The sequence below is a fragment of the Amycolatopsis sp. NPDC057786 genome, from assembly GCF_042797905.1.
GTDB lineage: Bacteria > Actinomycetota > Actinomycetes > Mycobacteriales > Pseudonocardiaceae > Amycolatopsis.
In genome coordinates, this window is sequence record NZ_JBHVKW010000071.1 from 1 (window position 1) to 22,807 (window position 22,807).

The window sequence follows — 22,807 nt, forward strand, 5'->3', positions numbered from 1 at the left end:
CTTTCGCAACGTTGAAGGTTGCGAAAGTGGCTTTCGCAACCTCTGCGGCAGGCGGCACGAACGGCTGTCCCGATCCTGACGACGCTTGGCCCACCGGAGCCTCGCCGAAAGTACGACGCTCGCCGAACAATGGACCCATGCGAGCGATCAGCCAAAACCGCCTCGGCGGCCCCGAAGTCCTCGAACTCGTCGACGTCGAAAGACCCGTCGCCGGCCCGACCCAGATCCTGGTCCGGGTGCACGCCGCCGGCGTCAACCCGGTCGACTGGAAGACCCGCGAGACCGGCGGCATCGGCCCGATGGGCGATCCGCCGTTCATCCTCGGCTGGGACGTGTCCGGCGTCGTCGAGGAGGTCGGCGCGGGCGCGTCCCTGTTCTCGCCCGGCGACGAGGTCTTCGGCATGCCGTCGTTCCCGTTCCAGGCCGGCGCGTATTCCGAGTACGTCGCCGCGCCGAGCCGCCACTTCGCGCGTAAACCGTCCACTTTGGACCACGTGCACGCGGCCGCCGTCCCGCTCGCGGGGCTGACCGTCTGGCAGAGCCTCGTCGACACGGCGGATATCCGGCCGGGGCAACGGGTCCTGATCCACGCGGCCGCGGGCGGGGTCGGGCATCTCGCGGTCCAGATCGCCAAGGCACGCGGCGCGTACGTGATCGGGACGGCCAGCGCGGCCAAGCACGAGTTCCTCCGCGATCTCGGCGCGGACGAACTCGTCGACTATCGCACGACGGACTTCGCCGAGGAGGTCCGTGACGTCGACGTCGTCCTCGACACGATCGGCCAGGAGTACGGACCGCGGTCACTCAAGACGCTTCGCCGTGGCGGCAGGCTCATCCAGCTCACCCGCACGAACGACGAGCGGATGCCGGAACTGGCCGACGCCGCCGGAGTCACCGCCGGGTTCACCCTCGCCGAGCCGGACCGCACCGGACTGCTCGCGCTGGCCGAACTCGTCGACAGCGGGCGCCTCAAGCCGACCATCGACACGGTGTTCCCGCTGGAAGAGGCCGCGAAGGCCCAAGAACTCGTGGCCGCGGGCAAGACCACGGGGAAGGTCGTGCTGTCCGTCGCGGAGTGACGGTGGGGCGACCTCAGGCGGGGAGGTCGAATTCGCCGTCCCGCACGCCTTTCACGAACGCGTCCCATTCCGTCGGCGTGAACACGAGGATATGGCCGTCCGGATCCGACGCCTGGCGCATCGCGGTATAGGTGACGCCGTCGGTGTGCGTGACCAGCGCGTACTCGGCGCGGTCTTCGAGGTTCGCGCCCTCCGGTTCCGCCCGGATCCACACCGCGTCGCTCAGGTCCAGATCGGGCCTGACCTGAGCCTTGTCGTCCACCGGCTGCTCACTCATGGTGTCCACGCTATCGCTTTCCGATACGCAAAACGAAGGGGCCCTTCGCGATGAAGGGCCCCTTCGTGGTGACAACTAGGCGGTCTCGGTGATCGGCCGGTCCACCCACGACATCAGGTCGCGCAGCTTCTTGCCGGTCTCCTCGATCGGGTGCTGGTTGCCCTGCTCCTCGAGCTTGGTGAAGTTCGGCCGCCCGGCCTCGTCCTCGGCGACCCACTCGCGGGCGAAGGTGCCGTCCTGGATCTCACCGAGGATCTTCTTCATCTCCTCCTTGACCGCCGGCGAGATGACGCGCGGGCCGCGGGTCAGGTCGCCGTACTCGGCGGTGTCGGAGATCGAGTAGCGCTGACGCGCGATGCCGCCCTCGTACATGAGGTCGACGATCAGCTTCAGCTCGTGCAGCACCTCGAAGTAGGCGATCTCCGGGGCGTAGCCGGCCTCGGTGAGCACCTCGAAACCGGTCTGCACCAGCGCGGAGGCGCCACCGCAGAGGACGGCCTGCTCGCCGAAGAGGTCGGTCTCGGTCTCCTCGGTGAAGGTCGTCTTGATGACACCGGCGCGGGCGCCACCGATCGCGGCCGCGTAGGAGAGCGCGAGCGCCTGCGCGTTGCCGGAGGCGTCCTGCTCGACCGCGATGAGCGCCGGGACGCCCTTGCCGTCGACGAACTGGCGGCGGACGAGATGGCCAGGGCCCTTCGGCGCGACCATGGCGACGTCGACGTTCGACGGCGGCTTGATCAGGTCGTAGCGGATGTTGAAGCCGTGGCCGAAGAACAGCGCGTCGCCGTCCTTGAGGTTCGGCGCGATGTCCTGCTCGTAGATGAAGCGCTGCTTGGTGTCCGGCGCGAGGATCATGATCAGGTCGGCTTCGGCGCTGGCCTCGGCCGGGGTGAGCACGCGGAGACCCTGCTCCTCGGCCTTGGCCCGCGACTTCGAGCCCTCGGGCAGACCGATGCGGACATCGACGCCGGAGTCGCGCAGGCTCAGCGAGTGCGCGTGACCCTGGCTGCCGTAGCCGATCACGGCGACCTTGCGACCCTGGATGATCGAAAGGTCCGCGTCGTCGTCGTAAAAGATTTCCACTGCCATGAGGGGTACTACTTCCTTTCCTGACTTACAGACAAAGATTTCTATCGAGCGGAGGTGGCGGTGATGGACCGGGCGCCCCGGCCGACCGCGACCATTCCGGACTGGACCAGTTCGCGGATGCCATAGGGCTCCAGCATCCGCAGCAGGGCACCGATCTTGTCCGAGGTCCCGGTGGCTTCGACGGTGAGCGCCTCCGGCGACACGTCCACCACTTTCGCGCGGAAAAGCTGGACTGTCTCGAGGACCTGGCTGCGCACGGTGGCGTCGGCCCGGACCTTGACCAGCAGCAGTTCACGCTGCACGGCTGTGGACTTTTCCAATTCCACGATCTTGATGACGTTGACCAGCTTGTTGAGCTGTTTGGTCACCTGTTCGAGCGGTAGCTCCTCAACGGCGACCACGATCGTCATCCGGGACACCTCGGGATTCTCCGTGGGCCCGACGGCGAGGGATTCGATGTTGAAACCACGCCGGGAGAACAGTCCGGAAACCCGCGCGAGGACACCGGGCTTGTTCTCGACCAGAACGCTCAGGGTGTGCACGCTCATCGGGCGTCTCCTTCTGCCGCCGCCGCGATCTCCGCCTCGGCGGCGACTTCGTCGTCGTCGAAGAGCGGGCGGATCCCGCGCACGGCCATGATTTCGTCGTTACCGGTGCCCGCGGCCACCATGGGCCACACCTGGGCATCCTTCCCCACCACGAAATCGATCACGACGGGGCGGTCGTTGATCTCCATGGCGCGCCGGATCGTGGCGTCGACGTCCTCCTTGGTCTCGCAGCGGAGCCCGGCGCAGCCGAGCGCCTCCGCGAGGAGGGTGAAGTCGGGGATGCGGTGCTTGTGCGTACCGAGATCGGTGTTGGAGTACCGCTCGGAGTAGAAGAGGTTCTGCCACTGGCGGACCATGCCCAGGTTGCCGTTGTTGATGACGGCGACCTTGATCGGCGCGCCTTCGATCGCGCAGGTGGCCAGTTCCTGGTTCGTCATCTGGAAACAGCCGTCGCCGTCGATGGCCCAGACCTGCTTGTCCGGCACGCCGAACTTGGCACCCATCGCGGCGGGGACGGCGAAGCCCATCGTGCCGAGCCCGCCGGAGTTGATCCAGGTGCGCGGGTTCTCGTACTTCACGAACTGCGCGGCCCACATCTGGTGCTGACCGACGCCCGCGGTGTAGACCGCGTCCGGGCCGACGAGCGAACCGATGCGCTCGATGACGTACTGCGGGGAAAGCGTCCCGTCGTCGGGCCACTCGTAACCGGCCGGATAGTCGTCACGCCAGGCGCTCGCCTGCGTCCACCAGTCCTTCAAGTCCGGCTTCGCGGACTTGTCGGTCTCGGCGCGGACGGCCTCGATCAGCTCGGTGATGATCTCCGCGCAGTCGCCCACGATCGGCACGTCCGCCTTGCGGTTCTTGGAGATCTCGGCCGGGTCGATGTCGGCGTGGACGATGGCGGCGTCCGGCGCGAACGAGGACAGCTGCCCGGTGACGCGGTCGTCGAAGCGGGCGCCGAGGGCGATCAGCAGATCCGCCCGCTGCATCGCGGCGACCGCGGCGACCGAACCGTGCATGCCGGGCATACCGAGGTGCTGCGGGTGCGAGTCGGGGAACGCGCCGCGCGCCATCAGCGTGGTGACGACGGGGATCCCGGTCAGCTCGGCCAGTTCCATCAGCTGGCGCGACGCGTCGGCCTTGATCACGCCACCGCCGACGTAGAGGACCGGGCGGCGCGACTTGCTGATCAGCCTGGCGGCCTCGCGGACCTGCTTGCCGTGCGGGCGCAGCGTGGGCCGGTAGCCCGGCAGCCGCAGCTCCGTCGGCCAGGAGAAGGAGGTCATCTCCTGCAGGACGTCCTTGGGGATGTCCACCAGGACCGGGCCGGGGCGGCCGGTCGAGGCGAGATGGAAGGCCTCCGCGATGGTGCGCGGGATGTCGGCCGGGTCGGTGACCAGGAAGTTGTGCTTGGTGATCGGCATCGTGATGCCGCAGATGTCGGCTTCCTGGAAGGCGTCCGTGCCGATCAGCGCGCGGGACTGCTGCCCGGTGATGGCGACGACCGGGACCGAGTCCATGTTCGCGTCGGCCAGCGGGGTGACCAGGTTGGTCGCGCCGGGACCCGAGGTGGCCATGCACACCCCGACCTTGCCGGTGGCCTGCGCGTACCCGGTGGCGGCGTGGCCCGCGCCCTGTTCGTGGCGGACCAGGACGTGGCGGACCTTCGTCGAGTCGAGCAGCGGGTCGTACGCCGGGAGAATGGTGCCGCCCGGAATACCGAACACGACCTCCGCGCCCACCGACTCGAGCGAGCGGACGAGCGACTGCGCGCCCGTGACCCGCACCGGGGTCCCGGCGGGCGGCGCCGGCTTGGGTCGGGCACCGGAGGTACCGGAGTTCGCTTCAGCTCGCGAGGTGGCACTAGTCATCGCTGTTTGCCTCGTCTTGTCTAGTCACTCGTTCGGGTATTCATCGACTGGTCGGGCTGGTGAAACTCTATCCAGGCAACAAAAAACCCCCGCCGACCGGAGTGGTCGCACGAGGGTCGCGCGTCGACGCAGCGGAGACTTCCCTAAGCGTCGACGCGCTTGGGAAGTACGAGGCCGGTCTGCGTTGTCACGAGTGTGAAGCTAGCCGGTCGCCGTCAAGAGTGTCAACTCTGCGGGATGGCGATTCCGCATGCTGGACACCATCGGTGCGTCGCGCGACCCGCGTTCGGGGCCTCCGGGGCGGCGGTGCACCATCTTTGACGTGGCAGAAGAAAAGCAGCAGGAACAGGCGAACGAGGACCGCAAGGCCGTCTTCAAAATCCCGAACACGGCGTTGCTGGCGATCGCTTTCCTCGTCGTTTGTGTGACGCCTGTCGCGTTCGGCGACGTGCCGTATCTCCAGTGGCTCTACCTCTTCCCGATCGCGCTGGCGGTGTTCGTCATCCGGACCCGCACGACGGCGACGGCCAAGGGGCTGGAGGTCCGCACGATGTTCGGGCGGCGGGACCTGCCGTGGAACTCGCTCAAGGGCCTCGCCATCACCGACAAGGCGAAGGTGCAGGCGGTGCTGAAGGACGAGACCAAGATCCCCCTTCCCGCCGTGCGCACCCGTCATCTGCCGGTGATTTCCCTGGTCAGCGCGGGCCACATGGCCGATCCCTCCGGGCTGACCGACGACGTGGCCAAGGCTCCGGAAAAGCGTGACGATTCCGGGGAGTAGGATTGGTAGGACCAGTTTGGCGCTCGTTCGCCCTGGTCCCCATCCCGAACCTTGGAGTCAGCCGTGCCTCAACTCCGTTCCCGGACCACCACCCACGGCCGCAACGCGGCGGGCGCCCGCTCGCTCTGGCGCGCCACCGGAATGACCGACAGCGACTTCGGCAAGCCGATCGTCGCCATCGCGAACTCCTACACCCAGTTCGTGCCGGGGCACGTGCACCTCAAGGATCTCGGCGAGATCGTGGCCGGCGCGGTGAAGGAGGCGGGCGGGGTCGCCCGAGAGTTCCACACGATCGCCGTCGACGACGGGATCGCGATGGGGCACAGCGGAATGCTGTACTCGCTGCCCTCGCGCGAGATCATCGCCGACTCCGTCGAGTACATGGTGAACGCGCACCAGGCCGACGCGCTGGTCTGCATCTCCAACTGCGACAAGATCACCCCCGGCATGCTGAACGCCGCCATGCGGCTGAACATCCCGGTGGTGTTCGTCTCCGGCGGTCCGATGGAGGCCGGGAAGGCCGTGGTCGTCGGCGGGGTCGCGCAGGCTCCGACCGATCTGATCACCGCGATCGCCGCGTCGGCCAGCAGTGAGGTCGACGAGGACGGGCTGTCCATTGTGGAGCGTTCAGCCTGCCCGACATGTGGCTCGTGCTCGGGCATGTTCACCGCGAACTCGATGAACTGTCTCACCGAGGCGCTCGGGCTCTCCCTGCCGGGCAACGGTTCCACCCTCGCCACGCACGCCGCCCGCAAGGCGCTCTTCGAGGACGCCGGGCGCACGGTGGTCGAGCTGTGCAAGCGCTGGTACGAGCAGGACGACGAGTCCGCGCTCCCGCGCTCGATCGCGTCGAAGAAGGCGTTCGAAAACGCGATGGCCCTCGACATGGCGATGGGCGGCTCGACCAACACGGTGCTGCACATCCTCGCCGCCGCGCAGGAGGGCGAGGTCGACTTCACCATCGACGACATCGACGCCATCGGCCGCCGCGTGCCGTGCCTGTCGAAGGTCGCGCCGAACTCGGACTACCACATGGAGGACGTCCACCGCGCCGGCGGTATCCCGGCCATCCTGGGCGAACTGCACCGCGGCGGGCTGCTGAACACCGACGTCCACTCCGTGCACTCGCCGGATCTCGAGTCGTGGCTGTCCACTTGGGACATCCGCGCGAAGGAACCGTCGGCGCGGGCGATCGAGCTGTTCCACGCGGCGCCCGGCGGGGTCCGCACCACGGAGGCGTTCTCCACCGAGAACCGGTGGTCCTCTTTGGACACCGACGCCGCGGACGGCTGCATCCACGACGTCGAGCACGCGTACACCAAGGACGGCGGGCTCGCGATCCTGCGCGGCAACCTCGCCGAGAACGGCGCCGTCATCAAGTCCGCGGGCATCGACGAGGAACTGTGGCATTTCGAAGGCCCGGCCCGGGTGCTGGAAAGCCAGGAGGAGGCGGTTTCCGCCATCCTCAAGAAGGAGATCCAGCCCGGTGAGGTGCTGGTGATCCGTTACGAGGGTCCGGCTGGCGGCCCCGGTATGCAGGAGATGCTGCACCCGACGGCGTTCCTCAAGGGCTCGGGCCTCGGCAAGAAGTGCGCGCTGATCACCGACGGCCGGTTCTCCGGTGGCTCGTCGGGCATCTCGGTCGGGCACATCTCGCCCGAGGCCGCCGCGGGCGGGACGATCGGCCTGGTCCAGAACGGCGACCGGATCCTGCTCGACGTCCACGAACGCCGTCTCGAACTGCTCGTCGACGCGGACGTCCTCGCCGAGCGGCGCGCGAAGATGGAGGCGAGCGAGCGGCCGTGGCAGCCGGTCTCGCGGGACCGGCCGATCACCGCCGCGCTGCGGGCCTACGCGCGGATGGCGACTTCGGCCGACACCGGCGCCGTCCGGGACCCCAGCAAGTAGCACGCATTCAGAGGACTAAATGCGCTCGTTGCGCATTTAGTCCTCTAAATGCGAGACCTCAGCGGCAGAGGACGATCACCACGACCGAAGCGGCGGCCGCCAGCAGCAGCCCGATCAGCCCGAACGAAAGCGGCCGCTTCCGCCACGGGGTGTTGACGTCCAGCGCGATCCGCCCGGAGCCCGCGAGCAGCACCGTCAGCGAAGCCGCGCCCAGCAGGAGTTCGAACTCGAAGCCCTGCCCCTGCCGCTGGAAGAACCCACCGCCGAACTTGACGTAGACGATGTTCGCGCAGACCCCGAGGAGCGCCGCGGCACCGATCGGGGTGAACAGGCCCACCAGCACGAGCGCGCCGCCGACCACCTCGCTGATCCCGGTGATCCACGAAAGCAGCGTGGTCTGGCTGGTGTAGCCGAAGCCGCCGAGCACCTTGGCGAAACCGCCGACCCCGGGCCCGCCGAAGGCGCCGAAGAGGTGCTGGAGCCCGTGCGCGCCCATGGTCACGCCGAGCACCACTCGCAGGACGAGCAGACCGAGGTCGATCCCGCCCCTGGTCTCCACCGGAGCCGGACCGTTGTCGGGCTCGGCCACGTCCGAGATCATGCTGGTCTGGTAGTCATCGCTCACGCGCGAAGGGTAGGCGAAACCGGCCCGTCAGGCGACCGAACCGCCGGACCGGCTCAGAACAGGGTCGCGGGTTCGACCGGTTCGGGCTCGGGCAGCGCGTCGAGGCCGGGCACCAGGGCGCGCACGTCGTCGTGGAACCGCCGGGCGAGCGCCGGGGCGTCGTCGTTGTCGGGGGTGTGCACGAAGATCGTCGGCGACCGGCCCTCCCGCAGCCATCCGGCGACCACCTCGGTCCACGGTTCCCATCCCCGCGCGGTCTCCTCGGCCGAATCCCGGCCGAGGTACCGCACGATCGGCCGGTCGGTCAGCGCCCGCGTCCGCCGCGGCAGCCGGGGTTTCTTGGCCCAGGCGTCCTGTTCGGCCTCGCTGACCGGCGGGCTCCCGAAGAAGACCGTGGTGTCGAACGGCACCCACTCGGCGTCCGCGATGGCGAGGGCCCTCTCCAGCAGCGACGTCGCGTGGGTATCGGTGTAGAACGCCGGGTGGCGCACCTCCACGGCGCGCCGGAGTCCCGCGGGAAGACGGCGGAGGAAGCGGCCGAGGGCGTCGGCGTCCGGCGGGCCGAACGAGCCGGGGAGCTGAGTCCACAGGACCGCCCGGTCGCCGAGGGGTTCGATCGCGTCCAGGAACGCCCGCATCTCGGTCTCGACACCGGTGAGCCGTCGCTCGTGCGTGACGACCTTGGGCAGCTTCACCACGAACCGGAAGCCGGGATCGGTCTGTCGCGCCCAAGTCGCGACGGTGTCCCTGGTCGGGGTCGCGTAAAAGGTCGTGTTGCCCTCGACCGCGTTGCACCAGCCGGCGTAGGCCCGCAGGCGCTCCCCCGCGGGCAGCGACCGCGGCACGAACCGCCCGGCCCACGCCTTGTGCGTCCACATCGCACAGCCGACATGAAGATTCGCCACGCTGCTCAGTATTCGCCGTGGACCAGGTTCTTCGGCAGCTCCCCACCCAGATAGTGGCTCAACTCCCGGACCACCACCGCGTAGGCGCGCTGCCGCCTCCCGCTCACGGAGCCCGCGACGTGCGGTGTCAGCAGCAGTCCCGGACAGTCCCACAACGCGTGCCCGTCGGGCAACGGCTCCGGATCGGTCACGTCGAGCGCGGCCCGCAGCCGCCCCGACGCGAGTTCCGCGACGAGCGCGTCGGTGACCACGACCGCGCCCCGCGAGACGTTCACCAGGATCGCGTCGTCCGGCATCGCCGCCAGGAACTCCGCGTCGACCATGCCCCGCGTGTGCGGCGTGAGCGGCACCATGAGCACCGTGACGTCGTGCTCGGGCAGCAGGACGGGGAGTTCGTCGGTGCCGTGGACACCTTCGCGGGCGTTCGCGCCCACCATCGTGCAGCGCACGTCGAACGTCTCCAGCCGGCGGCGCAGATGCCTGCCGAGGTCGCCCGCGCCGATGATGAGGACCCGCTTGCCCTGCAGGGTGTCGGTGGTCCGCCGTTCCCAGTGCTTCCGCCGCAGTCCTTCGGCGAAGCCGTCGAGACCGCGGTAGATCGCCAGCAGTACCGCGACGACCCACTCGGCCGAACTTCCGCCGTGCGCGCCGCGGCAGGTCGAGAGCAGGACACCGTCCGGCACCTTGCCGACCCAGTCCTCGGCACCCGCCACCAGCAGCTGCACGAGTTTGACGTTCGGCAGTTCGCGCCAGAGTTCGTCGCTGGGCCGGTCACCGGTCACAAGGACCTCTGCCTCGGCGGCTTCGGGCGGCGCCGGCTCGCCGTGGCGGTACACCACGGGACGCACGCCGTCGATCTCCGAAAGCGCGGCCACTCCCTCTTCGTCGGGCACGAGAACGGTCACAGTCATGATCACCACGGTATCCAGTGCCTCTTACCCGTGGCTCACGTACGCCCACCTAGGCTTGCCCCGTGCGTACCCGGTACCGGCGGAAATGGACCGCGCCGCTGGCCATACTGGCCTGCGGCGCGCTGATGCTCTCCGGGTGCGCCGAATTCGACAACACCGCCGCCGGGCAGAAGTTCACCCCGGTCAACCCGCCGTCCCCCGAGGTCCCGCCGCATGTCGGGCCCGGCGGTGAAGCGGGCGACTCCGGTCCCGGCCGCGGCAACGGGCGGAACCAGACGCCGACGCCCGTCCCGCCGCCGCAGGGATGCAAGGACTTCGACAAGGCCGTCATCGCGACCTGTCTGGACACCGTCGCCGCCGTCGCCGCGATCCCCGGTGACGGCACCGCGCCCAGCGCGCTCGCGGGGGAACGCAAGAGCGGCCGGATCGTGCTCGCCGCCGCGGAGAAGGACCCGGCCGACTGGGCGACCGTCCCCGTGGACGGCTCCGGCGACGGCGGCCTCACCTCGCTCGCCCTCTCCCCCGGCTTCGCCGAAGACCAGCTCGTCTTCGCCTACATCACCACCCCGAACGACAACCGGGTCGTCCGGCTGGCGAAGGGCCAGGCGCCGAAACCGGTGCTGACCGGCATTCCCAAGGGCGCCACCGGCAATCGCGGCGCGATCACCGCCGACGCCAAGGGCGCGCTCCTGGTCGCCACCGGCGACGCGGGTAATCCCGGACTCGCCGCGGATCCCGCGTCACTCGCCGGGAAGGTGCTGCGCATCGACACTTCCGGCAAACCGGCCGCGGGAAACCCCACCCCGGGTTCGGCGGTCTTCTCGACCGGCGTGCACTCCCCCGGCGGGATCTGCCGCGACCAGACCGGTTCCCGCGTGTGGCTGACCGACAGGCTGGCCGACAAGGACGTCCTGTACCGGCTTCGGGGCGGCCAGCCGCTGACCACCCCGGCCTGGAGCTGGACCGACAAACCCGGGGTGGCGGGCTGCGCGGATTTCGTCGGCGCCACCGGCTATCTCTCGATCTCCACGTCGATCGCGGGCAACCTGCAGAACCTGCCGGTCACACCGGACGGAGCGGTGACCGGCAAGCCCAACGTCTTCATGGACGGCAAGGTCGGCAAGCCGCCGAAGACCTTCGGCAGGTTGTCCGCGATGAGCATGGTCAATCCGCAGATCGCGCTCGCCGGAACGGTCAACAAGGACGGCGGCACCCCGGTTTCGAGCGACGACCGCGTCGTCATCATCACGCCGTCGGCCAGCTCCGGCGGGGGCGGCAAGGACTGAGCGGCCCTTACCTCGACGGCCTCGGGTGAGCAGGCGGGGTGAACCGGGTGAACAGCGGCGCCATGGCCTTTTCCTTACCCTGCGGGTCGAACAGGTCCAGCACGAGCCGATACGCGGGGCCGAGATCGGTCGCGGCGGCGGTGAGCCGGCGCGGATCGGTGGACGGCCAGTGGCCGGAGTCCGCCCGGGACAGCAGGGTGCGCAGCAGGACGATCTCCTCGGCCGCGTTGAACGAGCAGTGGCCGCCTCGGCTGACGTAGGTCTGCCGCAGCAGACCGGGATCGCCGTTCCGCCGGACCTGGTCGCCGTACCACCGGGCCTGCCCCGCGACGGCGCCGCCGTCACCGGTGGTGTGCGCGGTCAGCACGGGTGACGGCGTGGTTCCGCGCGCCACCATGTAGCGGTGCATGTAGGCCTGCGCCTTCGGATCCGCCGAGATCCGCGGTGCCGCGGCGAGCCGGTCGAGATCGGCTTCCAGATCCACACCTCCGGCGCGGTAGGCGTGCCGGACCAGGTCGAGCCCGCTGGAACGGGCGAGCTGACGCCGATAGTCGATCCCGGTGTTCGAGGACGGGTTCCCGCCTGCCCGGCCTTCGATTTCGGGGCGTGCGGACGGTCCGTAGCCGTACACGTAGGCCGTGGTGATCCACAACGCCTGCTGCGCGAGACGGTCGGCGAGCAGCGTCGGCTCCGGTTCGTGCGCGAGCGCCCAGCCCGGGATGGTGCCCAGTGCCCCGGCCAGCGCGATCCGGGCCCGGCCGGCCTCGGTCTTCTGCGCTTCGGCGACGACGGCCTGGAGCGCCGCCTGCGCGGCCTGCGGATCGCGAGGCCGGACCAGGTCGATGTCCGCGTGCGGAGCCAGCAGGGTCTTGAGCGCGAAAAGGATGTCCAGAGCGCTGTTCCACGTGCCGTTCGCGTCGTACTCGCCGCACTGAGTCAGGACGCCGTCGAACCGGCCCGGGTTGTTCTCGGCCAGCTTCAGGGAGATCACGGCGCCCATGGACATCCCGCTGGTGATGGTCCGCCGCGGTTTCCCCACCTTGGCCTCGAACCAGTCCAGCAGCGCGATCTGGTCGGTCAAGGCCTCCTCGATCGCGTGGCCGAAGACGCCCTTGTAGTTCGACGCGGCCAGCGCGTAACCCTGATCGAGCAGCCATTCCTCGGTCTCGGGTCTGGTGGCCAGCATGATCTGCTCCGGCTTCCCCCACTCCTTCACATAGAGCCCGTGGCTGTAGAGCACCAGCGTGCCGTTCCAGCGTTTCGGCACTTTGACCAGGAAGTCCGCGCCGTCGATCGTCCCTTCATGGACGTGCGGGCGTTCGTCGGCGGCCGCCGGCGTGGCGGTGAACAGTGCCCCGAAGAGGAGCGCGACGAGAACGATGACGAGTGTCCTGCGTGGCTGGGTCATACGAGAAAAATAGGTGACCATATGGTCACATGTCAAGGGAGTACTCCGTCCGGCGGCCGCACATGCCGTAACCGTCCTCCTTGACCGGAGCCGCGACCCGGACACCCGATCGCTCGAGATGACTCGCGTCGCCGTTCGCGAGCGCCTTCAACTGCTCCCCGGTCAGCTCGGCGGCGGCCAGCGCCCCGGATCGCCAGCGCGACACCCACGCGCCGACCTTCGGCGCGACCAACGCGACGGCGGCGCGATGGAAATCCCTCAGCGGACCGGGATCTCCCGCGACGAGCGCGTCCCGGATCGGGAGGTAGCCCTCGATCGCGAGATCACGGCGACGGCGGGCCGCCTCGTCGTCCGAGGGCATCGCGGCGGCCTCCGCGTACGCGGCCGGATCGGCGAGGATCGGCGGCGGGAAGGTGAAGACGGCGTCACCCGCTTCGGGCAATCCGCTGTTCTGCATGAGCACGGTGATCCGCAGGTCTTCGCGTTGCACCATCCGATGGACCGTGCCGGGCGCGAACCACGCGACGACACCGGGTTCGAGTTCGGTTTCGCGGTAGCCGCCGACGTCGAGCGTCTGCACCGCGCCGCGTCCGCCGGTGACGACGTAGGCCTCGGTGCACGCGAGGTGCAGATGCGGGCTGCCGCCGCACACCCCGTCCGCTGCTTCCCATTCGTAGGCGCACAGATGGGAGAGGCCGATGCCTCCGGGTAGGGGGAACACGGGGACCTCCTCGAAAGAAAGCGCTTTCTCGTCGCATTCAGAGGACTAAATGCGAAAAGGGGGCTCAGGGGCGCCGGGTGCGGGTCTCGGCGCGGAGGAGGCGGACGTCGAAGAACGCGACGACCGCGGAGACGACAGCGGCGAGCAGGCCGAGGTAGCGGCCGAGCCCGGTCCCGATCTCGATGCCGGCGGCGGAGAAGATCCCGCGCTGGTCGGCGTCGAACTGCCAGTCGAGGGTGGTCCAGCCGAGCACCATCAGCAGCAGCGCGCCGACGGCCGCCATCAGCCACAGATGCGGCAGTCCCGCGCGGCGGACGGCGTCGACGCGGCCGAACAGCACGACGGCCACGCCGGGCAGGAACAGGAGGAAGAGCGGCGCCCAGGCGAGGAAGCCCGAACGCCACGCGTCGCGCGTGACGTCGTCGGCGGGCAACGTCGTCAGCGCGTCCTCGATCTCCGGGCGCGAGGCGGTCAGCGTCGTCCACGGAAGGAACAAGGCCACCAGCGCGAGCAGCCCGGCCGCGAGGCCGAGCCACTCACGCCAGGTGACCTTCTTCAGAGCGAGATCAGGCACCGACTCGCTCGACGATCAGTTCGCGCACGCGTTTGGCGTCGGCCTGGCCCTTGGTGGCCTTCATGACCGCGCCGACGATCGCCCCGGCCGCGGCCACCTTGCCGCCGCGGATCTTCTCGGCGACGTCGGGCTGCGCGGCCAGCGCCTCGTCGACCGCCGCGATGAGCGCGGAGTCGTCGGAGACGACCTTCAGGCCGCGCTTCTCGACGACCTCGGACGGCGAACCCTCGCCGGCGAGCACGCCCTGCACGACCTCCTTGGCCAGCTTGTTGGTCAGCTCGCCGGCGTTGACCAGCGCGATGACCTCGGCCAGCTGCGCCGGGGTGATCGCCAGCTCCGCCAGTTCGATCTCGCGGGAGTTGGCCTCCTGCGCCAGCGTGTTGACCCACCAGCTGCGGGCCTCGTCCGGGGTCGCGCCCGCCTCGACGGTGGCGGCGACCAGATCGACTGCGCCTACGTTGAGCAGGTCGCGCAGCGCCTCGTCGGTCAGGTTCCACTCGCGCTGGATGCGCTTGCGGCGTTCCGACGGCATCTCCGGCAGCGTCTTGCGCAGCTCCTCGACCCATTCGCGCGACGGCGCGATCGGGACCAGGTCGGGCTCCGGGAAGTACCGGTAGTCCTCGGCGGTCTCCTTGGTGCGCCCCGGCGACGTGGTGCCGTCGGCCTCCTGGAAGTGCCGCGTCTCCTGCTTGATCGTGCCGCCCTCGGCGAGGATCGCCGCCTGGCGGGTCATTTCGTAGCGCACGGCGCGCTCGACGCTGCGCAGCGAGTTGACGTTCTTGGTCTCGGTACGCGTGCCGAACTCGGTCGCGTCCTTGGCCATCAGCGAGACGTTCGCGTCGCAACGCAGGGAACCCTGGTCCATGCGGACGTCGGAGACATCCAGCGCGCGCAGCAGATCCCGCAGGGCGCTCACGTACGCGCGGGCGACCTCGGGGGCACGGCCGCCGGTGTGCTCGATCGTCTTGGTGACGATCTCGATCAGCGGCACGCCGGCGCGGTTGTAGTCGAGCAGCGAGTGCTCGGCGCCGTGGATCCGCCCGGTGGCGCCGCCGACGTGCAGCGACTTGCCGGTGTCCTCCTCCATGTGCGCGCGCTCGATCTCGACGCGCACGACCTCGCCGTCGTCCAGCGTCACGTCGAGGTAGCCGTTGAAGGCGATCGGCTCGTCGTACTGCGAGGTCTGGAAGTTCTTCGGCATGTCCGGGTAGAAGTAGTTCTTCCGGGCGAACCGGCACCATTCGGCGATCTCGCAGTTGAGCGCGAGACCGATGCGGATCGCGCCCTCGACCGCCTTGCCGTTCACGACCGGCAGCGAACCGGGCATGCCGAGACAGGTCGGGCACACCTTGGTGTTCGGCTCGCCGCCGAACTCGTTGGCGCAGCCGCAGAACATCTTGGTGTTCGTGTTCAGCTCGACGTGCACCTCGAGGCCCAGCACCGGGTCGAACCGCTCGATGACGTCGGCGTAGTCCATCAACTCAACCACGGCGGTCACTTCTTTCCTCCCAGTTCCGGAACCTGGTGCACCAGCGAGCCACCGTTGGCGGCGTCGCGTGCGACCTCGTAGGCGGCACCGACGCGGTACAGCCGGTCGTCGGCCATCGCGGGGGCCATGATCTGGAGGCCGACCGGCAGGCCGTCCTCGTGCGACAGTCCACTCGGGACACTCATCGCGGCGTTGCCGGCGAGGTTCGACGGAATGGTGCAGAGGTCCGCCAGGTACATCGCCATCGGGTCGTCGACGCGCTCGCCGATCTTGAACGCCGTGGTCGGCGTGGTCGGCGAGACCAGCACGTCCACCTTTTCGTACGCGGCCTCGAAGTCGCGCGTGATGAGCGTGCGGACCTTCTGCGCCGAGCCGTAGTAGGCGTCGTAGTAGCCCGAGGAAAGCGCGTACGTGCCGAGCATGATGCGGCGCTTGACCTCGGGGCCGAAACCCTTCTCGCGGGTCAGCGACATGACCTCTTCGGCGCTGTGCTCGCCGTCGTCGGACACGCGCAGGCCGTAGCGCATGGCGTCGAACCGGGCGAGGTTCGACGAGCACTCGCTCGGCGCGATCAGGTAGTACGCGGGCAGCGCGTAGGTGAAGTTCGGGCACGAGACCTCGACGACCTCGGCGCCGAGTGCGCGCAGCTGCTCGACGGCGGCCTCGAAGGACCGCAACACGCCCGGCTGGTAGCCGTCGCCCGCGAATTCCTTCACCACGCCGACGCGGACGCCCTTGAGGTCACCGGTCAGGCCCTGGCGGGCCGCGGCGACCACCGGCGGGACCGGCGCGTCGATCGAGGTCGAGTCCATCGGGTCGTACCCGGCGATGACCTCGTGCAGCAGGGCGGCGTCGAGCACCGTCCGCGCGCAGGGACCGGCCTGGTCGAGCGACGACGAGAAGGCGACGAGACCGTAGCGGGAGACGCCGCCGTACGTCGGCTTCACGCCGACGGTGCCGGTGACCGCGCCGGGCTGGCGGATCGAGCCACCGGTGTCGGTGCCGATCGCGATCGCGGCCTCGAACGCCGCGATGGACGCCGAGGAACCACCGCCGGAACCGCCGGGGATACGGGCGTGGTCCCACGGGTTGTGCGTCGGGCCGAACGCGGAGTTCTCCGTGGAGGAGCCCATCGCGAACTCGTCCATGTTGGTCTTGCCGAGCACCACGACACCGGCCTCGCGCAGCTTGCGCGTCACGGTGGCGTCGTACGGCGGGATCCAGTTCTCCAGGGTCTTCGAACCGACCGTGGTCGGGATGCCCTTGGTGGTCAGCACGTCCTTGAGCGCCAGCGGCACCCCGGCGAGCGGCGACTTCGGCGCCTTGCCCTCGGCGACGTCGGCGTCCACCGCGCGGGCCGCGTCGAGCGCGCCCTCGGTGTCGACGTGCAGGAACGCGTGGATGTGGTCGTCGACCTCGGCGATCCGGTCCAGGTGGGCCTGTGCGACCTCGACGGCCGAGACCTCACGGGACTGGATCTTCTCCGCCAGCTCGGCGGCGGTCAGCTTGATGAGTTCGGTCACTGTTCTTCTCCCAGAATCCGCGGCACCCGGAAACGACCCTCTTCGCTGGCAGGCGCACCGGCCAGCGCCTGCTGCTGGGTCAGCCCCGGTCGGACCGTGTCCTCACGGAACACGTTGGTCAGCGGCACGGCGTGCGACGTGGGCGGGACATCCTCGCCTGCGACCTCGCTCACCTTGGCCACCGAGTCCAGGATCTGGTCGAGCTGGCCTGCGAAGACGTCCAGCTCCTCTTCGGTGACGGCAAGCCTGGCCAGCTTGGCGAGGTGTGCGACCTCGTCGCGGGAAATGTTGGGCACGCGGGTGACTCCCGGGGTGTGCTGTGCGGGTTCTGTCGGAAGCTGCAAGTCTATGGTGGCGGCGTCGGCGGACTCGACTGGGTTATGCCGCGGCCTGCGCTCCCATGTCGGGTAAGGAGTGCCTGGTTCGTTATCCCGCGCCCCGGACGTCGGTCCCCATTACCTCGTCCGGTCTGTCACAATCGGCGCCCGGCGTAGCGCGTTCCACGGCGAGGCTGGGACGCCTGAGGCGAGAGGGGCGCGTGTGTCGTTCCTGATCCGGGTCCAATTACCGGACACCCCGGGGACCCTCGGCGCGGTCGCCACCGCGCTCGGCACCGTCGGCGCCGACATCCTGAGCGTCGACGTGGTCGAACGCGGCGGCGGTGTCGCCGTCGACGACCTCGTCGTCGAAATCCCGTCCGGCAGGCTGCCGGACGCGCTCATCACCGCCGCCGAAAGCGTCGACGGGGTCGAGGTCGACGCCGTCCGCCCGTACGCCGGGGTCCTGGACACCCATCGCGAGCTCGAACTGGTCGAGGAGATCGCCGCGAAGCCCGCTTCGGGGCTGGAGATCCTCGCCGAAGGCGTGCCGCGGATCATCCGGGCGGGCTGGGCCGTGGTCGTCGAGCACGCCGAGGCCGGCGCGATCCGGCTCGCGTCGTCCAACGCCGCTCCCGAGACGCCGATCACCGACCTGCCGTGGCTGCCGCTGGAACGCGCGACCATCCTCGACGCCGAGGAGGCCTGGGTGCCGGAGACGTGGAAGGAACTGGGGACCGAACTCGCGGCGACGCCGCTGGGGAAGCCTGGGAAAGCGCTGCTGGTCGCCCGGCCGGGCGGGCCGAACTTCCGGGCCGCCGAGGTGGCGCGGTTGGCGCACTTCGCGGGCATCGTCGCCGTCGTGCTGGACAGCTGAGCTCTCGCTGCTCTTGGCCCACCGGATGTCGCGAAAGGGTCGTTCAAGACATTTTTGTCTTGAACGACCCTTTCACGACATCCGGAACAGGCGTGACTCACCCGTCACGCGTGCTATGAAAGGTCCTTTCCTTGCGAAATTTGCCAGGAAGGGACCTTTCATAGCGTGCGGAGGGCTTAGGCGAGTTCCAGGCGGTAGGCGATCAGGGTCACGCCGGGATGCGGCTCCCAGTCCCGCTCGGGCAGCCGCACGAAGCCGAGCCGCTCGTAGAGCCGGTGCGCCCGCTCCATTGTGACCAGGCTGCACAGCACCACCCGTGCCGCGCCGAGTTCCCGGGCCCGCGCGATGACCGCCCTGGTCAGCGCTTCGCCGATGCCGCGCCCGGTCGCCGACGGCAGCACGCCGAGCATCCGGAACTCCAGCTCGCCCTCCTGGGACAGCTCGGCGAAGGGCGTCCCCGGCCGGGCGATGGTGACCGTGCCGACCAGGGTGCCGTCCCCGTCCACCGCGACCAGGAGTTCGGCCAGCTCCGCCCGGCGGGCGGCGTCGAGGAGTTCCGCGGCGTAGCCGACGCCGTCGACAAGGCTTCGCTCCGCGGAGTACGCGGCCAGCGTGAGCTCCCCGACCGCCGTCAGCTCGTCGGGCCGGGCGGGCCGGATCTCCAGGTCACTCACCACTTTCCTCCTCGGTCGGCAGAGCCAGTCCGGCCGCGGCCTCGGGACCGCTCTCCAGCAGCACGCGGAAACCGTTCTCGTCGAGCACCGGCACCTTCAGCTGGACGGCCTTGTCGTACTTCGTGCCCGGAGCGTCACCGACGACGACGAACGCCGTCTTCTTCGACACCGAACCGGCCGCCTTCCCGCCGCGGGCCATGATGTATTCCTTGGCCTCGTCGCGGGAGTAGTCGTTCAGCGAACCGGTGACGACGATCGACAGGCCTTCGAGGTTGCGCGGGATGGACTCGTCGCGTTCCTCTTCCATCCGCACGCCGGCCGCGCGCCACTTCTCGACGATCTCGCGGTGCCAGTCGATCTCGAACCACTCCTTCGTCGCGCGCGCGATGGTCGGGCCGACGCCGTCGACGCTGGAGAGCTCCTCCTCCGAGGCGTTCTCGATCCGTTCCAGGGAGCCGAATTCCCGCGCGAGCGCCTGTGCCGCCGTCGGGCCGACGTGCCGGATCGACAGGCCGACGATGACCTTCCACAGTGGACGGTCCTTCACCGTTTCGAGGTTGTCCAGCAGTTTGCGCCCGTTGGCCGACAGCTCCCCCGCCTTGGTGCGGAACAGCTCCACCTGGAGCAGTTTTTCCTCGTCCAGCTCGAAGATGTCGCCCTCGTCGTGCACGACACCGGCGTCCAGCAGCGCCACCGCGGCCTCGTAGCCGAGCACCTCGATGTCGAACGCGCCCCGCCCGCCGAGATGGAACAGCCGCTCACGCAGCTGCGCCGGGCAGGACCGCGAATTCGGGCAACGGATGTCGATGTCGCCCTCCTTCTGGTACGCCAGCTCGGTGTCGCAGTTGGGGCAGCGCAACGGCATCACGAACTCGCGCTCTTCGCCGGTGCGCGCGTCGGCGACCGGGCCGAGCACCTCGGGGATGACGTCGCCCGCCTTGCGGATGACGACCTTGTCCCCGATCAGCACGCCCTTGCGTTTGACCTCTTCCTGGTTGTGCAGCGTCGCCATCGCCACCGTGGACCCGGCCACCTTCACCGGCTCCATCACCGCGAACGGGGTGACCCGCCCGGTGCGGCCGACGTTGACCTGGATGTCCAGCAGGGTCGTGATCGCCTCTTCCGGCGGGTACTTGTAGGCGATCGCCCAGCGCGGGGCCCGCGACGTCGTGCCGAGACGGCGCTGCAGCGCGACCTCGTCGACCTTGATGACGACGCCGTCGATCTCGTGCTCGGCGTCGTGGCGGTGCTCGCCCCAGTATTCGATGTGCTCCAGCAGTTCCTTGCCCGAACCGAGCACCTTGCTGTGCGGCGAGACCGGCAGGCCCCACGCGGCGAGCGCGTCGTACGCCTCGGACTGGCGCTTCGGCTCGAAGCCCTCGCGTTTGCCGAGACCGTGGCAGATCAGCCGCAGGTTGCGCGACTTCGTGATCTTGGGGTCCTTCTGCCGCAGCGATCCGGCGGCGGTGTTGCGCGGGTTCGCGTACGGATCCTTGCCGGCCTCGACCATCTTCGCGTTCAGCGCCAAGAAGTCCTCGACGCGGAAGAACACCTCACCGCGGACTTCGACCAGCGCGGGCACCGGGAACTCGTCCGTCCCGGTCAGCCGCTCGGGCACCTGCTCCAGCGTGCGGACGTTGAGCGTGACGTCCTCGCCGGTGCGGCCGTCGCCCCTCGTCAGCGCTCGGGTCAGGCGGCCGTTCTCGTAGAGCAGGTTGATCGCGAGCCCGTCGATCTTCAGCTCGGCGAGGTACCGCGTCGCGCCGATCTCCTTCTGGACCCGCTCGACCCAGGCTTCGAACTCGTCGGTGTCGAAGACGTTGTCCAGGCTGAGCATGCGCTCGAGATGGTCGTGCGCGACGAACTCGGTGGAGAACGTGCCGCCGACGTTCTGCGTCGGCGACTCCGGCGTCACCAGCCCGGGGTGCTCGTCCTCGATGGCCTGGAGTTCGTTGAGCAGCTCGTCGAACTGGCCGTCGGACACGATCGGTGAATCCAGCACGTAGTACCGGAACTGGTGACCGCGGATCTCCTCCGCCAGTTCGGCATGCCTTTCACGGACGTCGGCTGGGACGTCCGTGACATCCTGCACGGGCTCGGGGTTTTCGGGAAGTTCGCTGCTCACGGGGGTGACTCTAGTCGGAGGCACCGACATTTTCGGACAGCCTGCCGACCACCTCGCGCAGTTCCAGGAGGGTCAGCTGCCCCTCCTGGGCCTCGGTCACCAGCTCGACCTTTCCCAGCCGTTCGGCCGCGACCCGCTCACCCAGCGTGGCGTCCAGCGGCAGGAAGGTCATGGTCGTCCGGGTCTCCGGCGCGAGCTCGTCGATCAGCGGATGGAACACGGTCACGTCCACCCGTCCGGCTGATTCGTCCACCTTCGCGGTCACCCGCACGTCGGCGAGCGCGATGCGGGTCTCGCCGAGGTTGACGGTGACCTCACTCGGATCGGGGACCGGTGGCACGGAATCGTGGTACTCCCAGATGGCGTCCTCCGGCGGCGCCGCGGCCTTCCACGCGTCGGTGTACGGGCGCAGTTCCGGATCCTCCTGGCCGGTCAGCACCAGCGAGTAGATCGCGCGGTGCCCACGATCGAGGGAGAAGTGCAGCCGGGGATGCAGTGCCTCCACGATGGTGCAGAGGTCGTGTTCCACCCGATGCGGTTCACGATCGCCGAGGGCGGCGCTGACCTCCGGCAGGAGCGCGAACCACGCCTCCCAGAACGTCGCCGCCGCGGCGGCCGCGTCCTCGGGGACCGGCTGCTCCGGCCAGGCGGTGCGGGGGTCGGGAACGTCCTCGGTTTTGCGGGAACGGCGGAACAAACGCATGACGGGCACGCTACCGCGCCGCTCACCAGCCTTCAGGCGGTTCGGTGAAAGCCTTGCCCGCCTCCCGGCTGAGCGTGAGCGCGCGGCGCATCCAGTCGGGGGTGGCGGCCGCGAGGCCGCACGCGGGCGTCGGCACGACGCGCTCGGCGAGGATCTCGCGGCGGAAACCCAGCCGGTCGACGAGTTTGAACACCGGCGTGACCACGTCGCGCAGCTCCACCGGGACACCGGGATCGGTGGTGGGGACGAGTCCGAGCATCAGCGTCGTCCCGGAGTCCAGGGTCTCGCCGATCTCGTCGAGCTGCCCGGGCGAAGCGCCCCTCAGCAGGGTGAAATCGAAGGCGATCGCCTGGGCCCCCGCCGCGCGCAGCAACGAGATCGGCGGCTTTTCGGCGCAGCAGTGCACCGCGACCGGCTGACCGGTGACGCGCTCCGCCCCGGAGATCACCGTCGACAGCAGTTCGCGCGCCTCCGCCGCGGGCACGGCGGGGACCGTGCCGTAGCCGGACGCCGTCGGGAGATCACCGGCGAGGACCTCCGGCAGCGACGGTTCGTCGAACTGGATCACCACCGGCGCGCCGATGCGCGACTTCAGTTCCGCGACGTGTTCGGCCAGCCCGTCGAGCAGCGACGCGGCGAAATCGCGCAGCGCGCCCTTGTCGGTGAGGATCCGGTGCCCGCGCGGGAGCTCGACGTTCGCGGCGAGCGTCCACGGCCCGGCGACCTGGATCTTGAAGGCCGGCGGCGCGGCGCCCGCCTTTTCCCGCGCCTCCTGGACGGCGTCGAGGTCCCAGTTCATCAGGTCGACGGCCCGGCGGTGGTCGTGCCCCGGACGGGCGGCGACCCGGTAACCGCTCGGCACCACCTCGACCGCGAGGTCGACCAGCAGCGCCGCCGTCCGGCCGATCATGTCGGCACCGACGCCACGGGCGGGAAGTTCGGGCATACAGGGGAATTCGGGCAGTTCACCGAACACGATCGAAGCGGCCTCGACCGGATCGGTACCGGGCAGGGAACCGATCGCGGTGGCCGCGCCAAGGGGCCAAGGTCGTTCGTTCACACCCGGATTCTCCCCTTGGTCCGACCTGGCGGGGCGGCGGGGCGGCGGAGGACACG

General features: G+C 69.5%; 22 protein-coding genes. 5 read left to right on the forward strand and 17 right to left on the reverse strand.

Annotated features, from left to right (window positions below):
* Positions 1–137 precede the first annotated feature (137 nt).
* A complete protein-coding gene (locus ACFVM3_RS29015; protein ID WP_378443142.1) occupies positions 138–1,079 on the forward strand; it encodes an NADP-dependent oxidoreductase in 942 nt (313 codons plus the stop codon).
* A 13-nt stretch (positions 1,080–1,092) separates the two neighbouring features.
* Here ACFVM3_RS29015 and ACFVM3_RS29020 read toward each other — a convergent pair whose 3' ends face one another.
* The 4 genes from ACFVM3_RS29020 to ACFVM3_RS29035 form a co-directional block, all read right to left on the reverse strand.
* On the reverse strand, positions 1,093–1,356 hold the full coding sequence (locus ACFVM3_RS29020; protein WP_378443143.1) for a DUF397 domain-containing protein: 264 nt from the start codon (positions 1,354–1,356) through the stop codon (positions 1,093–1,095).
* A gap of 75 nt (positions 1,357–1,431) precedes the next feature.
* Positions 1,432–2,445, reverse strand: coding sequence for a ketol-acid reductoisomerase (gene ilvC, locus ACFVM3_RS29025; protein ID WP_016336537.1), 1,014 nt, complete (start codon positions 2,443–2,445; stop codon positions 1,432–1,434).
* A 41-nt stretch (positions 2,446–2,486) separates the two neighbouring features.
* Positions 2,487–2,993, reverse strand: a complete 507-nt coding sequence (gene ilvN / locus ACFVM3_RS29030) for an acetolactate synthase small subunit (protein ID WP_076162709.1) — start codon at positions 2,991–2,993, stop codon at positions 2,487–2,489.
* On the reverse strand, positions 2,990–4,864 hold the full coding sequence (locus ACFVM3_RS29035; protein ID WP_378443144.1) for an acetolactate synthase large subunit: 1,875 nt from the start codon (positions 4,862–4,864) through the stop codon (positions 2,990–2,992). The genes ilvN and ACFVM3_RS29035 overlap by 4 nt, the downstream gene beginning before the upstream one ends.
* A gap of 322 nt (positions 4,865–5,186) precedes the next feature.
* Between ACFVM3_RS29035 and ACFVM3_RS29040 the strand changes: the two genes are divergently transcribed.
* Complete coding sequence (locus ACFVM3_RS29040; protein WP_378443145.1) at positions 5,187–5,645, forward strand: PH domain-containing protein; 459 nt, start codon at positions 5,187–5,189, stop codon at positions 5,643–5,645.
* 63 nt (positions 5,646–5,708) lie between these two features.
* Positions 5,709–7,553, forward strand: a complete 1,845-nt coding sequence (ilvD, locus tag ACFVM3_RS29045; protein ID WP_378443146.1) for a dihydroxy-acid dehydratase — start codon at positions 5,709–5,711, stop codon at positions 7,551–7,553.
* A gap of 58 nt (positions 7,554–7,611) precedes the next feature.
* On the opposite strand, the gene ACFVM3_RS29050 is transcribed toward ilvD, so the two are convergent.
* The 3 genes from ACFVM3_RS29050 to ACFVM3_RS29060 form a co-directional block, all read right to left on the reverse strand.
* Entirely contained in the window at positions 7,612–8,154 is a 543-nt protein-coding gene (locus ACFVM3_RS29050; RefSeq protein ID WP_378443176.1) for a DoxX family protein, read from the reverse strand.
* 77 nt (positions 8,155–8,231) lie between these two features.
* The gene (locus ACFVM3_RS29055; RefSeq protein ID WP_378443177.1) at positions 8,232–9,056 is read right to left on the reverse strand and encodes a DUF72 domain-containing protein; all 825 of its coding nucleotides are present in this window, start codon (positions 9,054–9,056) and stop codon (positions 8,232–8,234) included.
* Between the two features lie 32 nt (positions 9,057–9,088).
* Entirely contained in the window at positions 9,089–9,994 is a 906-nt protein-coding gene (locus ACFVM3_RS29060; protein ID WP_378443147.1) for a 2-hydroxyacid dehydrogenase, read from the reverse strand.
* 62 nt (positions 9,995–10,056) lie between these two features.
* Between ACFVM3_RS29060 and ACFVM3_RS29065 the strand changes: the two genes are divergently transcribed.
* Positions 10,057–11,280 carry a PQQ-dependent sugar dehydrogenase gene (locus tag ACFVM3_RS29065; RefSeq protein ID WP_378443148.1) on the forward strand — a complete coding sequence of 408 codons (1,224 nt, stop codon included), beginning with the start codon at positions 10,057–10,059 and terminating at the stop codon, positions 11,278–11,280.
* 7 nt (positions 11,281–11,287) lie between these two features.
* On the opposite strand, the gene ACFVM3_RS29070 is transcribed toward ACFVM3_RS29065, so the two are convergent.
* From ACFVM3_RS29070 to gatC, 6 genes are all read right to left on the reverse strand, one after another.
* A complete protein-coding gene (locus ACFVM3_RS29070; protein WP_378443149.1) occupies positions 11,288–12,688 on the reverse strand; it encodes an alpha/beta hydrolase family protein in 1,401 nt (466 codons plus the stop codon).
* A 25-nt stretch (positions 12,689–12,713) separates the two neighbouring features.
* Positions 12,714–13,409, reverse strand: a complete 696-nt coding sequence (locus tag ACFVM3_RS29075) for a cupin (protein ID WP_378443150.1) — start codon at positions 13,407–13,409, stop codon at positions 12,714–12,716.
* Between the two features lie 64 nt (positions 13,410–13,473).
* A complete protein-coding gene (locus tag ACFVM3_RS29080) occupies positions 13,474–13,983 on the reverse strand; it encodes a hypothetical protein (protein WP_378443151.1) in 510 nt (169 codons plus the stop codon).
* The gene (gatB, locus tag ACFVM3_RS29085) at positions 13,976–15,481 is read right to left on the reverse strand and encodes an Asp-tRNA(Asn)/Glu-tRNA(Gln) amidotransferase subunit GatB (RefSeq protein WP_378443152.1); all 1,506 of its coding nucleotides are present in this window, start codon (positions 15,479–15,481) and stop codon (positions 13,976–13,978) included. Before gatB ends, ACFVM3_RS29080 begins: the two co-directional genes overlap by 8 nt.
* Positions 15,478–16,995 (reverse strand): Asp-tRNA(Asn)/Glu-tRNA(Gln) amidotransferase subunit GatA, encoded by a 1,518-nt coding sequence (gene gatA, locus ACFVM3_RS29090; protein WP_378443153.1) that lies wholly within the window; start codon positions 16,993–16,995, stop codon positions 15,478–15,480. Before gatA ends, gatB begins: the two co-directional genes overlap by 4 nt.
* Positions 16,992–17,291, reverse strand: coding sequence for an Asp-tRNA(Asn)/Glu-tRNA(Gln) amidotransferase subunit GatC (gene gatC / locus ACFVM3_RS29095; protein WP_005162012.1), 300 nt, complete (start codon positions 17,289–17,291; stop codon positions 16,992–16,994). Before gatC ends, gatA begins: the two co-directional genes overlap by 4 nt.
* Before the next feature lie 244 nt (positions 17,292–17,535).
* Here gatC and ACFVM3_RS29100 point away from each other — a divergent pair, with 244 nt between their 5' ends.
* Positions 17,536–18,189 carry an ACT domain-containing protein gene (locus ACFVM3_RS29100; protein ID WP_378443154.1) on the forward strand — a complete coding sequence of 218 codons (654 nt, stop codon included), beginning with the start codon at positions 17,536–17,538 and terminating at the stop codon, positions 18,187–18,189.
* 176 nt (positions 18,190–18,365) lie between these two features.
* Here ACFVM3_RS29100 and ACFVM3_RS29105 read toward each other — a convergent pair whose 3' ends face one another.
* Genes ACFVM3_RS29105 through ACFVM3_RS29120 form a run of 4 tightly spaced genes read right to left on the reverse strand, consistent with a single transcriptional unit; the run spans position 18,366 to position 22,751 of the window.
* On the reverse strand, positions 18,366–18,863 hold the full coding sequence (locus tag ACFVM3_RS29105) for a GNAT family N-acetyltransferase (protein ID WP_378443155.1): 498 nt from the start codon (positions 18,861–18,863) through the stop codon (positions 18,366–18,368).
* Complete coding sequence (gene ligA / locus ACFVM3_RS29110) at positions 18,856–20,988, reverse strand: NAD-dependent DNA ligase LigA (protein ID WP_378443156.1); 2,133 nt, start codon at positions 20,986–20,988, stop codon at positions 18,856–18,858. The genes ACFVM3_RS29105 and ligA overlap by 8 nt, the downstream gene beginning before the upstream one ends.
* Positions 20,989–20,998: 10 nt before the next feature.
* The gene (locus tag ACFVM3_RS29115; protein WP_378443157.1) at positions 20,999–21,691 is read right to left on the reverse strand and encodes a hypothetical protein; all 693 of its coding nucleotides are present in this window, start codon (positions 21,689–21,691) and stop codon (positions 20,999–21,001) included.
* Between the two features lie 22 nt (positions 21,692–21,713).
* Positions 21,714–22,751, reverse strand: a complete 1,038-nt coding sequence (locus ACFVM3_RS29120; RefSeq protein WP_378443158.1) for a methionine synthase — start codon at positions 22,749–22,751, stop codon at positions 21,714–21,716.
* Positions 22,752–22,807: the final 56 nt, after the last annotated feature.